14 protein-coding genes, 1 tRNA gene and 1 pseudogene are annotated in these 14,520 nt (G+C 64.7%); 9 read left to right on the top strand and 7 right to left on the bottom strand.

Annotated elements, in window-relative coordinates; all coding sequences use genetic code 11:
• Positions 1 to 51 precede the first annotated feature (51 nt).
• Positions 52 to 2,328 carry a putative bifunctional diguanylate cyclase/phosphodiesterase gene (locus IGS55_RS17310; RefSeq protein ID WP_230516632.1) on the bottom strand — a complete coding sequence of 759 codons (2,277 nt, stop codon included), beginning with the start codon at positions 2,326 to 2,328 and terminating at the stop codon, positions 52 to 54.
• A gap of 134 nt (positions 2,329 to 2,462) precedes the next feature.
• Positions 2,463 to 3,269: a YggS family pyridoxal phosphate-dependent enzyme gene (locus tag IGS55_RS17305; RefSeq protein ID WP_230516631.1), complete on the bottom strand. Its 807-nt coding sequence runs from the start codon at positions 3,267 to 3,269 to the stop codon at positions 2,463 to 2,465.
• A 92-nt stretch (positions 3,270 to 3,361) separates the two neighbouring features.
• On the opposite strand from IGS55_RS17305, the gene ptsJ reads away from it, so the two are divergent.
• Together ptsJ and IGS55_RS17295 are read left to right on the top strand one after the other, a co-directional pair.
• Positions 3,362 to 4,663, top strand: coding sequence for a MocR-like B6 salvage transcription factor PtsJ (ptsJ, locus tag IGS55_RS17300; protein WP_230516793.1), 1,302 nt, complete (start codon positions 3,362 to 3,364; stop codon positions 4,661 to 4,663).
• 33 nt (positions 4,664 to 4,696) lie between these two features.
• Positions 4,697 to 5,416: a glutamine amidotransferase-related protein gene (locus IGS55_RS17295; RefSeq protein WP_230516630.1), complete on the top strand. Its 720-nt coding sequence runs from the start codon at positions 4,697 to 4,699 to the stop codon at positions 5,414 to 5,416.
• 91 nt (positions 5,417 to 5,507) lie between these two features.
• On the opposite strand, the pseudogene IGS55_RS17290 reads toward IGS55_RS17295, so the two are convergent.
• Positions 5,508 to 5,771 (bottom strand): annotated as a pseudogene (locus IGS55_RS17290) (transposase); the annotation flags it as partial.
• A gap of 140 nt (positions 5,772 to 5,911) precedes the next feature.
• Entirely contained in the window at positions 5,912 to 6,217 is a 306-nt protein-coding gene (locus IGS55_RS17285; protein ID WP_034753527.1) for a PsiF family protein, read from the bottom strand.
• Positions 6,218 to 6,481: 264 nt separating this feature from the next.
• Here IGS55_RS17285 and IGS55_RS17280 point away from each other — a divergent pair, with 264 nt between their 5' ends.
• A complete protein-coding gene (locus tag IGS55_RS17280) occupies positions 6,482 to 7,021 on the top strand; it encodes a DUF2058 domain-containing protein (RefSeq protein ID WP_070223805.1) in 540 nt (179 codons plus the stop codon).
• A 159-nt stretch (positions 7,022 to 7,180) separates the two neighbouring features.
• On the opposite strand, the gene IGS55_RS17275 is transcribed toward IGS55_RS17280, so the two are convergent.
• The 3 genes from IGS55_RS17275 to IGS55_RS17265 all read right to left on the bottom strand — a co-directional run bounded on the left by IGS55_RS17275 (position 7,181) and on the right by IGS55_RS17265 (position 8,298).
• Positions 7,181 to 7,612 (bottom strand): VOC family protein, encoded by a 432-nt coding sequence (locus tag IGS55_RS17275; protein WP_230516629.1) that lies wholly within the window; start codon positions 7,610 to 7,612, stop codon positions 7,181 to 7,183.
• 20 nt (positions 7,613 to 7,632) lie between these two features.
• Entirely contained in the window at positions 7,633 to 8,085 is a 453-nt protein-coding gene (locus IGS55_RS17270) for a helix-turn-helix transcriptional regulator (protein ID WP_230516628.1), read from the bottom strand.
• Positions 8,086 to 8,222: 137 nt separating this feature from the next.
• Positions 8,223 to 8,298 (bottom strand) — tRNA-Phe (locus tag IGS55_RS17265).
• 186 nt (positions 8,299 to 8,484) lie between these two features.
• Here IGS55_RS17265 and dkgB point away from each other — a divergent pair.
• From dkgB to IGS55_RS17240, 6 genes are all read left to right on the top strand, one after another.
• Positions 8,485 to 9,309 (top strand): 2,5-didehydrogluconate reductase DkgB, encoded by an 825-nt coding sequence (gene dkgB / locus IGS55_RS17260; protein ID WP_230516627.1) that lies wholly within the window; start codon positions 8,485 to 8,487, stop codon positions 9,307 to 9,309.
• 1 nt (position 9,310) lies between these two features.
• Entirely contained in the window at positions 9,311 to 9,445 is a 135-nt protein-coding gene (locus IGS55_RS27900) for a hypothetical protein (RefSeq protein ID WP_262984190.1), read from the top strand.
• Between the two features lie 66 nt (positions 9,446 to 9,511).
• Positions 9,512 to 10,756 (top strand): FAD-dependent monooxygenase, encoded by a 1,245-nt coding sequence (locus IGS55_RS17255; RefSeq protein WP_230516626.1) that lies wholly within the window; start codon positions 9,512 to 9,514, stop codon positions 10,754 to 10,756.
• 168 nt (positions 10,757 to 10,924) lie between these two features.
• A complete protein-coding gene (locus tag IGS55_RS17250) occupies positions 10,925 to 11,641 on the top strand; it encodes a DsbC family protein (protein WP_223279140.1) in 717 nt (238 codons plus the stop codon).
• Between the two features lie 132 nt (positions 11,642 to 11,773).
• Positions 11,774 to 12,232, top strand: coding sequence for a (2Fe-2S)-binding protein (locus IGS55_RS17245; protein WP_230516625.1), 459 nt, complete (start codon positions 11,774 to 11,776; stop codon positions 12,230 to 12,232).
• A 10-nt stretch (positions 12,233 to 12,242) separates the two neighbouring features.
• Positions 12,243 to 14,516, top strand: coding sequence for a xanthine dehydrogenase family protein molybdopterin-binding subunit (locus tag IGS55_RS17240; RefSeq protein ID WP_230516624.1), 2,274 nt, complete (start codon positions 12,243 to 12,245; stop codon positions 14,514 to 14,516).
• Positions 14,517 to 14,520: the final 4 nt, after the last annotated feature.

The raw sequence follows: 14,520 nt of genomic DNA, 5'->3' as shown, positions 1-14,520 counted from the left end.
TATGAGGCCGGTATTCTAGCGGAGGAGTTGCGTGCAGGAAATGTCGGAAAGCTAAGCCTGATGCCCGGCCAGCCAGGCGAGAAAGTCGGCGAGCGGCATCGGCCGCGCATACAGGAAGCCCTGCAAGCCGTCGCAATCGTGGGCGATGAGGAAGTCGGCCTGCTCCTGCGTTTCCACGCCTTCGGCCACGACGCGCAAGCCCAGGTGGCGCGCCATGGCCAGGATCGCCTGCACGATGGCCGTGCCGCGCGCATCGTGCGGCGTGTCGTCGATGAAGCGCTTGTCGATTTTGAGTTCGTACAGCGGCATCGAGGTCAGGTAGGCGAGGCTGGAATAACCGGTGCCGAAATCGTCGATGGAAAAGCGGATGCCCAGCTCCGCCAGTTCGCGCATGCGCGCCAGCGAGGCGTCGCGCTGGTCGATCAATAAACCCTCCGTCAATTCCAGGATCAGGGCGCCGGCCGGCGTGCCGTGTTCGGCCAGCGCCGCCTGCACGCGGGAAGCGAAATCGGGCTGGCGGAACTGGGCCGGGCTGACGTTCACGGACAGGGGGACGGGCGATCCCGCCTGCGCCAGCACCCTCGCGGCGCGGCACGCTTCGCGCAGGGCCCAGTGGCCCAGCTTGACGATCAGCCCCGATTCTTCGGCGATGGGAATGAAGATGTCCGGCGCGATATGGCTGCCGTCCGCCTGCGGCCAGCGCATCAGCAATTCGGCGCCCGTGACCCGGCCGTGACGGTCGACCTGCGGCTGCACGTGCATGCATAAGGCGCCGTCATCGAGGGCGCGCGCCAGCGCCCGTTCCAGGGTCAGGCGGCGCTCCACGCCTGCCTGCATGGCCGCTTCAAAGAAGGCGATGCCGTTGCGCCCTTCCGCCTTGGCGCGGTACATGGCGATGTCCGCTTCGCGCAGCAGGTCGTGCGCCTGTTGTTCCATTTTCGGCAGCAGGGTCACGCCGATGCTGGCGCTGCAATGATAGGACTGCGCGCCGATCTCGAAGTCGCGCGCGATGGCGGCGCGGATTTTCTCGGCCACCTGGGCCGCCGCGCGGGCGGCGCTGTCCAGGTCATCGGCCAGGTGCGCCAGCAGCACGACGAATTCGTCGCCGCCGAGGCGCGCCACCGTGTCGGCCTTGCGCATCAGCTGCGCCAGCCGTTCGCCCGCCAGGCGCAGCAGCGCGTCGCCGGTGGCGTGGCCGCGCGCGTCGTTGATGTGCTTGAAGTGGTCGAGGTCGATGAACATCAGCGCGCTGATGGTATGGTTGCGCGGCGCGGCGGCCAGCAGGTGGCCGATGCGGTCCATCAGCAGGCGCCGGTTGGGCAAGCCTGTCAGCACGTCGTAGAAGGCCAGGCGGTGGATGTCCGCTTCCGATTTCTTGCGCTCGTCGATTTCGCGCTCGACGGCCACCCAGTGCGTCTGCCTGCCATCCGCATCCGTAAACGGCACCAGTTCCGCCTCGACCCAGTAGGCCTTGCCGGCCTTGTTGTAATTCAGTAATTCCGCCCTGGCCGGCTGGGCGCGGGCCATGGCGGCGGCGACGCGCGCCAGTTCGTCCGCATCGGTGGCGGGGCCTTGCTGGAACAGCAGGCTGCGGCCCAGCACTTCGGCGCGCGCATAGCCGCTGCTGCGCTCGAAGGCGTCGTTGACGAAGATGATGCGCGTGGCCGGCGCGGCACCGGTGCCGGGATCGGGGTCAGGCAGGACATCGGCCACCTCGGCGATCATCACCATGTCGTTCAGGCGGGCCAGCGCCGTGGCCGTCAGGCGCAGATCGGCGTTCAGCTGCGACAGGGCCTGGCTGCTGCGCTCCAGGTGGCGCAGCAGGAAGGCGCACGACAGGGTCAGCACGGCGGCGATGAACAGGAAGTTCAGGGCCACGATCAGCGCGCGCAGCACGGGCGAATCGGGCACGCCGCGCAATTGCAGTTCCACGTCGGGATGCAGGCCGAGGAGGAAGATGGTCAGCGACGTCAGCGCCAGGGTGGACAAGGCTGGCCGCATGCCCAGCAGCAGGGCCGCCAGCACGGGCATGAGCATCATGTAGATCTGGCTGACGGGGCCGATTTTCATCAGCAGGCCCACGCCCACCAGATAGGCGACGATGAGGAATTGCCACACGCGCCAGCGGTAGGGCATGGCGCGCAGATGCCAGATGAGGCCGATCCAGCCGATGGCCAGCAAGTCGAGGGCGACTATGGACCAGATAGCTTCGCGCGCGGCCAGCAGGGCGCTGGGGATGGCGGTGACGATACCCAGCAGCAGCACCGCCTGCAGCAGGCGCGCAAAAATCTGTCCGCGCCAGTGCGCGAGATCGTTTGACGCGGCCACGCTGCCGTCCTTTCCCCAGGGAGCTTTGCTGCCGAGCTGGGCAGTATGGTAAAAATATTACGCGGTATCTTTCAGCATGTCATCTTGATCATTCGGCATGATTGACGGCGCGACCACATGGCGCACCGGACCGCTTATCCCTCTTCCTCCGTGGGCCAGTAGTGGCTATCGGGCGTGTCGCGCGCGCCGAAGATGGCCTGGCCGACGCGCACGACGGTGGCGCCTTCCTCAATGGCGATTTCATAATCGCCGGACATGCCCATCGACAGCTCGTCGAGGCTGATGCCATCAGGGACGTCCTGGCGCAGCCGGTCGCGCAATTCGCGCAGCAGCACGAAGCAGCGGCGCACGCGCACGGCTTCCGCCGACAACAGGGCCAAGGTCATGAGTCCGCGCACGCGCAGCGCCGGGAAGGCGGACAGCTGGCGCAGGAAAGCGGCCACCTCGTCCGGCGGCAAGCCGTACTTGCTGGCATCTCCCGAGGTGTTTACTTGCACGAACACGTCAAGCCCGCGTCCTTCCGCTTGCAGGCGCCGTTCCAGCGCCTCGGCCACGCGCAGGCTGTCGAGCGCCTGGAATTCGCTGGCAAAGCGCGCCACCAGCTTGGCCTTGTTGGTCTGCAAATGGCCGATCACCGACCATTGCAGGTCGGCCAGGTCCGCCATCGCTTCCCATTTGCGGCCCGCCTCCTGCGGCTTGTTTTCTCCCAGCATGCGGCAACCGGCGGCGTAGGCCAGACGCAGGCTCGCCTCGGGCTTGGTCTTGCTGACCGGTAGCAGGCGCACGCCGGCCGGATCGCGCCCGACCCGCTGGCATGCGGCCGCCATGCGCGCATGCACTGCCGCCAGATTGCGGCGGAAGTCGTCCACCGACACGGCTTGCGGCCAGCGCCCATGCCGCTCATGCATGGTGGGAGTGAGGAGGGGAGTGTCGTTGTGCATGTGTCAGCCTTGTATTTGCCTTATTAGCGGCAGGAGTCGCCGCAGTGATGTATGATTGTCCTATGCCAAAATATATCATGTCTGAGACTATCGTGAAGATTGCCGGAAAAACCGCCGCGGAACTGTTCGACAGCATCCGCGCGCTGACGCAGGCGGGCGAATTGCTGCCGGGCCAGGAGTTGCCGACCGTGCGCGAGCTGGCCGCGACCCTGGGTGTCAACCGCAATACCGTGTCATTGGCCTACCAGCGCCTGGTGACGGCCGGGATCGCGGTCACGCAAGGGCGCTTGGGCACGGCCATCCGCGCGCAGCGCGATCCCGGCGAGCAGGAAGGCTTGCTGCCCGGCTCGCCATTGGCCGACCTGGGCGGCGGCAATCCGAACCTGGCCTGGCTGCCCGACGTCGGCGCGGCCCTGTCGCGCAAGCCATACCGCCCGCGCCTGTATGGCGAAGCCACCGTCGATCCGGAGCTGGAAGTGCTGGCGCGGCGCTGGCTGGGTGGCGATTGCCCCGAAGGCCACGACATCACCGTGACGAATGGGGCCGTCGATGCGGTCGAGCGCCTCTTGGGGACGTACCTGGCCGCGGGCGACAAGGTGGCCGTGGAAGACCCGTGTTTCGTCAGCAGTATCAACACCTTGCGCATCGCCGGCCTGCACGCCGTTGGCGTGGCGGTCGATGCCGAGGGCATGCAGGCCGCAGCGCTGGAACGGACGCTGGCGCAAGGCGCGCAAGCCGTCATCGTGACGCCGCGCGCGCACAATCCCACCGGCTGCAGCCTGAGCGCCGCGCGTGCGGATCAGCTGCGCGCCGTGCTGGCCGCCTACCCGCACGTGCTGGTCATCGTCGACGACCATTTTTCGCTGTTGTCCACGGCCGGCTACCAGGACGTGATACCCCCGGCGGCCCGGCGCTGGGCCCTGGTCCGTTCCGTATCGAAGATCTTCGGTCCCGACCTGCGCCTGGCCGTTGTCGCCAGCGATGGGCAGACCGCCCAGCGCCTGCGCTTGCGCCTGGCGCCCGGCACGAACTGGGTCAGCCATCTTTTGCAGGATGCCGTGAGCGCCTGCCTGTCGTCGCCCGACGTGTCCGCGCAGGTGGTCCTGGCCCGCGCCGATTATGCGCGCCGCCGCGACATGGTGGCGGCGGCGCTGGCGGCGCAAGGCCTGGTCTGCGCCAGTCCCGCCGATGGCCTGAACCTGTGGCTGCCGCTGCCGGACAGTAGCCAGGCGGCCGTGCTGGCGCTGGCCCGGCATGGCTGGCTGGTGCGCGGCGGTGAAGCGTTCGGCGTGCAGGCGCCAGCGCAGGGATTGCGGATCACCGTATCGGCCATCGATGAAGCGGGCGCGCAGGCGTTCGCCGCGGTGCTGGCCCAGGTGCTGGGCCGGCCATAGTTTTTTAATTTCTCGCCACAGAAAGGGAACATCATGAAAGTCCATTTCGTCGTGCATGAAGCATTCGAGGCGCCGGGCGCCTATGAGACTTGGGTACGTGAACGGGGCCACGAGGCCACGTATTCCCGCGTCCATGCCCAGGAGCCGCTGCCTGCTTCCATCGCGGACATCGACCTGCTGGTCGTCATGGGCGGGCCGCAGTCGCCGTTGACGGCGCGCGAGGAATGCCCGCATTTCGACGCCGCAGCCGAACAGGCCCTGATAGCCGCCTGTGCCGCGGCGGGCAAGGCCGTCGTCGGCGTTTGCCTGGGCGCGCAGCTGATCGGCGCGGCCCTGGGAGCGCGCCATGCGCACAGCCCTGAAAAGGAGATCGGCAAGTTCCCCATCATGCTGACGGCAGACGGAAAGGTGAACGACAAGTTCGCCCATGTCGGCGACGTCCTGGAAACCGGGCATTGGCACAGCGACATGCCGGGCCTGACCGACAGCGCGAAGATCATCGCCTATAGCGAAGGGTGCCCCCGCCAGATCGTCGAATACGGCAATCTGGTGTACGGCTTCCAGTGCCATATGGAGTTCACGCCGGAGGTGGTCGAACTGCTGATCGCCGCGTCAGCAGCAGAACTGGCCACGCTCACGTCGCACCGCTTCGTGCAGCAGCCAGCGGCCCTGCGCTCCCACGACTGGCAAGCCATGAATGGCCAGCTGTTTGTTTTCCTCGACCGGCTGATGCAGGCTTACGCAGGGCAATAAAAAAGGCTATGTCACCGTCAGATGTGGGAATGCACCCAGCGTTGCTTTCAATAACGTTTCCGGTGAACGGATGCGCCTGGCGTCGAGTATCCAGCGGCGTGCGGGTGAGCGCATTGAAGGTGCGCCCGCACGGCCCGCAGCGGTAGCGCTGCAGTCCATGCGCATGGCCGTGCCGGTGCAGGTGCGCCGAGTGGCAGGCGGGACAGGCCAATCGCGGCTGCGCGACACTTTCCAGCAGCGCGACGGTCGCGTCGTGTGGTGCGTTGCCACGCAGCAGGACAATGCCTGCCTGCCGCTGGCGTCGGTTCAACTGCGCAAACTGCGCAATCAAGGTGATCCATTCGGCTGGCCGCATGATCTGCTCCTGCAGGGTAAGTATGCAGAGTCAGACAACACAACCAAGGGAAGATTCCGGCATTTCCCTACTTGCCGATGACAGAGCCATAAAAAACGCCAGCATGATGCTGGCGTTGCGGGGACAGGCCGGTGAGGCGCTTATTTCTTCGGCGCGCTCAGGCATTCCTTCATGAACGCCTTGCGGGCGTCGCCCTTCATGTCCTTGGCGTCGACATTGCACGCCTTCATCTTGTTTTGCTGCGTCATGGCCGGCGCCGGCTTGGCGCTCAGGCATTCCTTCATGAAGGCCTTGCGCTCATCGCCTTTCTTGCCGGCGGCATCCGCATTGCAGGTGGTCATTTTTGACTGTTGCGCCGTCTTGGCGACGGGCGCCGCTTCCGGTGCGGCGGCAAAGGCGGTGCTGGCAAACGCGGCGGCGATGCAGAGGGCGATGAATTGTTTCATGGTAAATCCTTTAGGCGCAGTCGGTGGAAGGGGACATGCAAGCGGCAGGCAATGCCGGTATGCAGAACGTAACTAACTATATGACATTTATCAACAAAATTTCCACTCGAGTGTGTCTTTTTGTTACTGACAGGCACAAGGCGCTCCCCGGCTGGCCCGGGCAGCCATGTTGCGGCGGCAGCGCCCCTGTTTTTTGCTATGCTAGCGTCTTTCCACCGGCCGATGCTGCTGCCTTGGCCGGCGCACCCTCAATACGGAGTAGTTATGGTCTCGTTGCAAGAGCAGTTTTTAAAGGCCGGCCTGGTCGACAAGAAGAAGGTCAAGCTGGCCAACCAGGACAAGAGCAAGCAAAAAAAGGACGAGCGCAAGAGCGGCACGCAAAGTGTCGACGAGGTGCGCCTGGCCGCGCTCGAGACGCAGCGCAAGAACGCGGAACGCGCGCGCGAACTGAATGCCCAGCGCGACGCGGCCGCCAACCAGAAAGCCATCGTGGCGCAGATCGCGCAAATGGTGCAAAAGAACCGCCAGAGCAAGGGCAACAACGGTGACGTGCCGTATAACTTCACGTTCAACAACAAGATCGAGCGCATCTACGTGACGGCGGCCGTGCAAGCCCATCTGGTGGCGGGCCGTCTGGTCATCGTCTGCCTGGGCGGCGCCGTGGAACTGGTGCCGCGCATCATCGCCGACAAGATCGCCGAACGCGACCCCGCCATCGTCGTGCGCGTCAAGCAGGCCAGCACGCAAGTGGATGAGGACGATCCGTACGCGGCGTTCCAGATTCCTGATGATTTGATGTGGTAAGAGGGCGATCATCGGGCGCCCGGTGCGCCGGATGGGTGTCGCTACGGGCCGGAAACGGCCCGTTTTTGCGTGGTGCCGCGCCGCTTGCTCACATGCGGCAGCGCGAACAGCCAGCGATGGACAGCCAGCGGTGGCTTTGCCGTATCCCATGGTGCCGGTTCATGGCGATGTCCGCGCAGACGGCTTGGCCGCGGCTCCGATCATTTTCCATCCATTGCCGGAAGGATCGCGAAAGCCGGCATCCACCTGTCCGTAGCGATCCACGGGCTCTTGCGTGAATTCGACGCCGCTCTTGCTCAAACGCTCGTATGCGGCGCGGCAGTCGTCCACCAGCAGCACCAGTGGCGGCATGGCTCCCTTCGCCACGATTTCATGCAGGGCTTGCGCGGTTGCCGCGTCATGTATCGGCGGTCCGGGGATGAACAAGCCGAGCTGGAACGAGGGCTGATCCGCAGGCTGCACCGTCAGCCAGCGATAGTCGCCGTTTCGGACGTCCGTGTGGACGCGGAATCCCAATTTTTCGACGTAGAACGCAAGCGCTTCGTCCTGATCGCGCACATACAGTCCGACCACATTCACATTTTGAGTCATATCAGCTCCTTGAATTGAAGCTACAGTTTGCCAGCTGCTTTCCTGCGCCGCTTCTCCAAAACTGCGATATTCAGATTGGGCCGTTCGGCGTCGCGCATGACGCACTCGGGAATATGCTCGCCCACGTGCTGGACCGAGCGTTCGCGCATTCGCAGCTCGCCCGGGCTTGCCCCGGTGATGTCGCGGAAGATGCGCCCGAAGGTGCCAAGACTGGTCCAGCCGGTTTGCAGCGCGATCTGCGTAATGGGCAGGTCGGTGCCGCGCAGCAGTGCCGTGGCCCGCTCGATACGGCGGGTAAGCAAATAGCGATGTGGGGGGAGGCCGAAGGCCTTTTTGAATTCGCGCGCGAAGTACGCCACCGAGACGGCGCTCACTTGCGCTAGCCGGTGAACGGGCCAATCCTCATCGGGGGCGCCGTCCATTCTATCTTTCGCACGCAACAATCGCCGCAATAGCAGGGGACTCTGACCCATCCTATCCTCGCGCCAAACGGTTAGTTATCCGGGCCGCCCACAGGAGCGGGAATCGACCGATATGCGATATGCGGACTTCTCGGCCGCAAACGAAAACGCCAACCGGCAAGGGTTGGCGTTCTGTAACAACTAATTCTTGGTGGCCCGGGGCGGAATCGAACCACCGACACAAGGATTTTCAATCCTCTGCTCTACCGACTGAGCTACCAGGCCAAGGTGGCGAATTATAGCAGACCGAAACGGGAATGCAAGAGCCGGCGACGACTTTTCCCGGATTTCCTGCATGGCTATCACATTACTTGCCTGTGGATCAAATATGATTTGATATAAACGGTATTTTTCTCAACAAAGGATGGGCGCATAGTGTGCTCATCGTTACTGACTTGAGAGGACTGCCGCATGAATACGACTACCCAACACACAACCATCCCTGAAATCGGCCTGGGCACCTTCCGCCTGCAGGGCCAGGTCGTCATCGATTCCGTCACCACGGGGCTGGACGTCGGCTACCGGCATATCGACACGGCGCAAATCTACGGCAATGAAGCCGAAGTGGGCCAGGCGATCGCCGCCAGCGCCGTCCCGCGCGGTGAGCTGTTCGTCACCACGAAGATCTGGATCGACAATCTGCAGCGCGACAAGCTGATTCCGAGCCTGAAGGCCAGCCTGCACAAGCTGCGGCTGGAGCAGCTAGATTTGACGCTGATTCACTGGCCGTCGCCGCAGGACGCGATTCCCGTGGCCGACTACATGGCGGCGCTGGCGGAGGCGAAGGCGCAGGGGCTGACCAAGGCCATCGGCGTATCGAATTTCACGAATGCGCAGCTGCGGCAAGCCATCGATACGGTGGGCGCGGCGGAAATCGCCACGCAGCAGGTCGAGATCCACCCCTTCCTGCAAAACCGCCAGGTCGTCGAGTTCGCGCGCAGCCAGGGCATCCACATCACGGCCTACATGCCGCTCGCGTATGGCAAGGTGATGGCCGACCCCGTGATCGCGGCCGTCGCCGCCAGGCACGGCGTGACACCGGCGCAAGTGGCCCTGAGCTGGTCGCTGCAACAGGGCTTTGCCGTGATCCCATCGTCGACCAAACGTGCCAACCTGGAAGCGAACCTGCATTTCCAGCGCATCACCCTGTCGCCGGACGAGATGGCGCAGATGGCCGCCCTGGAACGGGGCGAGCGCCTGGCCAACCCGGACGGCCTGGCGCCGCAGTGGGATTGAAATGGGCGCCATGACGAAGCTGGGGCAGGGCGGTTTCAGTATCGGCCTGGAACTGCGGCAGAAGCGCCGCCCGCTGGCCGAGACGATGCAGGAGATCGCGGACCATGTGCTGCCCGTCTTTCATGGCGCCGCTTGATCTGAGGCACGCGTTCTGTACTTCCGGACTATCTAAAACAGGTGGGGCAAACGCTATAATGGCCGCATGAACAGTCCCACTTCCCCCACCATGCGGCGCTTCATGCACAGCCACAGCGACGTTTGCATCGTCGGCAACGGCGCCATCGCGAAAACCACGGCGCTGGCGTTTGCCCAGGCAGGACAAAGCGTCACCCTGTTATCTCCGGCGAGCCCGCCGGTGACCGCATCCCCTTCGGCCGCCAAGCCGGTCGAAGCCAGCTGGGATGTGCGCGTGTATGCGCTCAACCACACGGCGCACGACTTGCTGTCGTCGCTGAAGGTGTGGGGCGCTTTAGAGGCCGACAGGGTGGCGCCCGTCGACGCCATGCTGGTCAACGGCGACGGCGCGCAGGCGGGCGGACTCGGTTTCGACGCCTATGGCGCCCATGTGGGCAGCCTGGCGTGGATCATCGAAGACCGCAACCTGGGCCAGGCGCTGGACGCCGCCCTGAAATTCGCGCCGAACGTCAGCGTGCTGCAGGGCCGTGCCAGCCGCATGGAATGGACGAACGACTCGGCCATCGTGCACCTCGACGGCGGCGACACCATCACCTGCGCGCTGGTGGTCGGCGCGGACGGCGCCCAGTCGTGGGTGCGGGGCCAGTGCGACATCGGCCTCGATTACCGTTCCTACGGCCAGCGCGGCGTGGTCAGCAACTTCGCCTGCGAAAAGCCGCATCATGGCGCGGCGCACCAGTGGTTTACGGGCAGCGAAGGCATCGTCGCGCTGCTGCCGCTGCCGGGCGAGCGCGTCTCTCTCGTCTGGTCGGCGCCCGATGCGCTGGCCGATACCTTGATGGCCGAACCGGCCGATGCCCTGGCCGCGCGCCTTGCCGCATACTGCCGGGACAAGTTGGGCAAGCTCACGCCTTTGCAGCCGGAGCTGGTGCGCGCGTTTCCGTTGACCCTGATGCGCCCGCACGCCATGGTGGCGCCGCGCGTGGCCCTGGTGGGCGACGCCGCCCACGTGGTGCACCCGATGGCCGGCCACGGCATGAACCTGGGCTTTGCGGACGTGGCGCAGCTGGTCAAGACGATCAGCGAACGCGAAGCGCACCGCGGCATCGGCGACGAACGCGTGCTGGCCCGCTATGCCCGCGCGCGCAAGGAAGACGTGCTGCTGATGCAGCTGGCGACCGATGGTCTGGCGCGTTTGTTCGGCACCGATCTGGAGCCGTTGCGCGTGGTTCGCAATTTGGGATTAAACTTGCTGGATAAATTACCGGCCCTGAAGCGGAAAATGATCTCGCACGCATTGGGACATCCGTAAATATCAGCATATCTTAAGATATCGCCGGATAATGGCGGTAGTGAAAATTCAAGGTCGCCGCAGCTGGTCTGCGGCGTTCGTTTTGTTAAAAGATCGCCGCCGGACCAGAGTCCAGTCCCGCCAGGCGTGTCAAGTGGAGAAGTGATAGTGATAACAATGAACAGAAGCATGAGCAAAATCGCCTTGCTGATGGCCTCGGGCCTGATGATGTCGTGCGCCGGCGCGGAAACGCCGACGGAAGCGAACATCAAAAAGCTGATCGAGCCGCGCCTGGGCGAAGGCGCCAAGGTCGATTCGGTCAAGGAAACGCCATACGGCGGCCTGTACGAAGTGCGCACGGGTGGCGACATCCTGTACACGGACAAGAGCGCGCAATACCTGTTCGTCGGCCACGTCTTTGACGCCAAGACGTCGCAGGATCTCACCAAGGTGCGCCTGGACGAAGTCAACCGCATCAAGTTCTCCGATCTGCCGCTCGATTCCGCCATGAAGACCGTCAAGGGCAATGGCAAGCGCGTGATCGCCGTGTTCGAAGATCCGAACTGCGGCTATTGCAAGCGCTTCCGCCAGAACGCTTTGAAGGAAATCGACAACGTCACCGTCTACACCTTCATGTACAACATCCTGTCGCCGGACTCCATCGTCAAGTCGCGCAATGTGTGGTGCGCGCCGGACCGTAACAAGGCCTGGGATGACTGGATGCTGAACGGCAAGGCGCCAGCCACGGTAGCGGCCACTTGCGCCAACCCGCATGAAAAAATCCTGGCCCTGGGCCAGCAGCTGCGCGTCTCTGGCACGCCAGCCATCTTCTTTGCCGACGGCAGCCGCATTCCTGGCGCGGTCGATGCGAAGACGCTGGAGCAGAAATTCTCGACCATTAAGTAATCCGGGCTGTCGCCAGGAAGGCTGGACGGCGCGCCCTCGCAAGGCGCGCTTTTTTTTGCGTTTTTTTCCGCTGTCGTATCATCAAGTGTTGTTCGTAGACGCCATAACAATCCAAAAAAGGGGAAGCAGCAGATGATTACCTTGAATATCAACGGACGCGACACGCAAGTCGACGCCGATCCCTCCACGCCCATCCTGTGGGCGCTGCGCGATAACCTGAACATGACGGGCACCAAGTTCGGTTGCGGCGCGGCCCTGTGCGGCGCCTGCACGGTGCACCTCGACGGCCAGCCGATACGCTCGTGCATCACGCCGATTTCGTCGGTGGGCGCGCAAAAGATCACCACCATCGAAGCGATGGAAAACGACCAGGTGGGCAAGGCCGTGCAGGCGGCATGGGTGCGCCACGACGTGCCGCAATGCGGCTACTGTCAGAGCGGCCAGGTGATGAGCGCGACGGCGCTGCTGCGCGCCAACAAGGCGCCCAGCGATGCCGACATCGACGGCGCCATGAGCGGCAATATCTGCCGCTGCGGCACCTATCAACGGATCCGCGCGGCCATCAAGGACGCGGCCAAGACCCTGGCCTGAGGAGAACGGCATGCGTATCGAATGGTTGAATCAGGAAGCATTGCAGCATGGCGGGGTGACCCTGGGCGCGGCGCTGGCATCGGCGCCGGTGGCCGTCGTTGGCACGGCCGATGGCGTATCGCGGCGCGGTTTCATGAAGGCTGGCGCGGTGGCTGGCGGCGGCTTGATGCTGGGCTTTTTCCTGCCGGGCGCAGGCAAGCTGGCGCGGGCGGCCGATGCCGCTCCCGCCAAGCCCGTGTATGCGCCGAACGCGTTTTTGCACATCGCCCCCGATAACACGGTGACGGTGCAAGTGAACCGGCTGGAATTTGGCCAAGGCGTGCAAACGAGCTTGCCCATGCTGATCGCCGAGGAACTCGACGCCGACTGGAGCCTGGTGCATGGCGCACTGGCGCCGGCCGGCGAGCAGTACAAGGATGCCGCCTACGGCATGCAGATGACGGGCGGCTCGGGCAGCATCGCCCACTCGTTTACGCAGTACCGCGAAATCGGCGCCAAGGCGCGCGCCATGCTGGTAGGCGCCGCTGCCGCACAGTGGAAGGTCAATCCCGACCAGGTGCGCGCAGCCAAGGGTGTGCTGTATGGGCCCGGCGGACAAAAGGCGACGTATGGCGAGTTTGCCGACGCGGCCATGCGCCAGCCCGTGCCCACCACCGTCAAACTGAAAGACCCGCGCGAATTTTCCATCATCGGCAAACCCGTGAAACGCCTGGACGCGGCCGCCAAGTCGACGGGAAAACAGCAGTTCGGCATCGACTTCAAGCCGCCAGGCGCGAAAGTGGCCATGGTGGCGCGTCCGCCCGTGTTTGGCGCGAAGGTGGCGAAATTCGACGCCAGCAAGGCGAAGGCCATCAAGGGCGTGCTGGACGTGCTGGAAGTGAAGACCGACCGTGGCGGCAGCGGCGTGGCCGTCATCGCCGACGGCTACTGGCCCGCCAAGCAGGGGCGCGACGCGCTGGTGATCGAGTGGGATACGAGCGCCGTGGAAAAGGTCAGCAGCGACAAGCAGCTGGCCGCCTTCAAGGCGCTGGCGAAAACGCCGGGCACCGTCGCCAGGCCTGCCGACATGGGCAAGCTGGCCAAGGCGCCGAAAAAGATCGAAGCCGTCTACGAATTCCCCTACCTGGCGCACGCGCCGATGGAGCCGCTCAACTGCGTCGTCGATCTGCAAGCGGACAAATGCACGATGTGGGTCGGCTCGCAATTCCAGACGGGCGACCAGGCGGCGATTGCCGCCACTTCCGGCCTGAAACCGGAGCAGGTGACCTTGCACACGATGATGGCCGGTGGCGGCTTTGGCCGGCGCGCCGTGCCCTCGTCCGACTACGTGGTCGAAGCCGTCAATGTCGCCAAGGCGTACCGCGCGGCGGGCAAGAGCGGTCCATTAAAGCTGATGTGGAGCCGCGAGGACGACATCAAGGGCGGCTACTACCGGCCGTCGCATGTGCACCGCGCGCAGATCGGCCTCGACGCCAAGGGCAAGATCCTCGCCTGGGACCACACCATCGTGGGCCAGTCCATCATGGCCGGCACGCCGTTCGAAGCCTTCATGGTGAAAAATGGCGTCGACGGTACCATGGTCGAAGGCATGGGCGAGCCGTACACCCTGCCGATGAAGCTGTCCGTGCACACGGCCAAGGCGAACGTGCCCGTGCTGTGGTGGCGCTCCGTCGGCTCGACGCACACGGCCTTCGTCATGGAAACCCTGATCGACGAAGCGGCGCATGTGGCGAAGATGGACCCCGTCGCCTACCGCAAGCAGCTGATCGACGCCAGGCACACGCGCCACATCGCCGCGCTGGACCTGGCCGTGGCCAAGTCCGGCTACGGGAGGAAGAAGTTGCCGAAAGGGCAGGCATGGGGCGTGGCCATGCACGAGTCGTTCAATTCCGTCGTCGCCTACGTGGTGACGGCCTCGGTGGTGGAAGGCGCGCCCAAGCTGCACCAGGTATGGGCGGGCGTGCATTGCAACCTGGCCGTCAATCCCTTGACGATCGAGGCGCAAGTGCAGGGCGCCGCGCTGATGGCGCTGGGCATGACCATCCCCGGCGCGGCCATCACGCTCAAGGATGGCGTGGTGGAGCAGCAGAACTTCGGCGACTACCCGGTGCCGCGCATGCCCGACATGCCGGTGATCGAGGTGCACCTGGTGCCGTCGGGCGACGCGCCGACGGGCATGGGCGAACCGGGCGTGCCGCCACTGGCGCCGGCATTCGCCAATGCGCTGTTCGCCCTGACGGGCAAGCGCTTGCGCAAGCTGCCGTTCGACCTGGCGGCCGCATGACGGC

Source organism: Janthinobacterium sp. EB271-G4-3-2 (genome assembly GCF_020858035.1).
GTDB classification, from domain to species: Bacteria; Pseudomonadota; Gammaproteobacteria; order Burkholderiales; family Burkholderiaceae_D; genus Janthinobacterium; species Janthinobacterium aestuarii.
Note: the sequence above shows the minus strand (reverse complement) of the source record. Positions and strands in the feature narration are given on the sequence as shown.

What these genes read in the sequence shown, in the direction of transcription:
- IGS55_RS17305 (WP_230516631.1), bottom strand. Translation starts at nt 3,269, where the DNA reads ATGCACAACGACACTCCCCTCCTCACTCCCACCATGCATGAGCGGCAT.
- IGS55_RS17295 (WP_230516630.1), top strand. Translation starts at nt 4,697, where the DNA reads ATGAAAGTCCATTTCGTCGTGCATGAAGCATTCGAGGCGCCGGGCGCC.
- IGS55_RS17285 (WP_034753527.1), bottom strand. Translation starts at nt 6,217, where the DNA reads ATGAAACAATTCATCGCCCTCTGCATCGCCGCCGCGTTTGCCAGCACC.
- IGS55_RS17280 (WP_070223805.1), top strand. Translation starts at nt 6,482, where the DNA reads ATGGTCTCGTTGCAAGAGCAGTTTTTAAAGGCCGGCCTGGTCGACAAG.
- IGS55_RS17275 (WP_230516629.1), bottom strand. Translation starts at nt 7,612, where the DNA reads ATGACTCAAAATGTGAATGTGGTCGGACTGTATGTGCGCGATCAGGAC.
- IGS55_RS17270 (WP_230516628.1), bottom strand. Translation starts at nt 8,085, where the DNA reads ATGGGTCAGAGTCCCCTGCTATTGCGGCGATTGTTGCGTGCGAAAGAT.
- dkgB (WP_230516627.1), top strand. Translation starts at nt 8,485, where the DNA reads ATGAATACGACTACCCAACACACAACCATCCCTGAAATCGGCCTGGGC.
- IGS55_RS27900 (WP_262984190.1), top strand. Translation starts at nt 9,311, where the DNA reads ATGGGCGCCATGACGAAGCTGGGGCAGGGCGGTTTCAGTATCGGCCTG.
- IGS55_RS17255 (WP_230516626.1), top strand. Translation starts at nt 9,512, where the DNA reads ATGAACAGTCCCACTTCCCCCACCATGCGGCGCTTCATGCACAGCCAC.
- IGS55_RS17250 (WP_223279140.1), top strand. Translation starts at nt 10,925, where the DNA reads ATGAGCAAAATCGCCTTGCTGATGGCCTCGGGCCTGATGATGTCGTGC.
- IGS55_RS17245 (WP_230516625.1), top strand. Translation starts at nt 11,774, where the DNA reads ATGATTACCTTGAATATCAACGGACGCGACACGCAAGTCGACGCCGAT.
- IGS55_RS17240 (WP_230516624.1), top strand. Translation starts at nt 12,243, where the DNA reads ATGCGTATCGAATGGTTGAATCAGGAAGCATTGCAGCATGGCGGGGTG.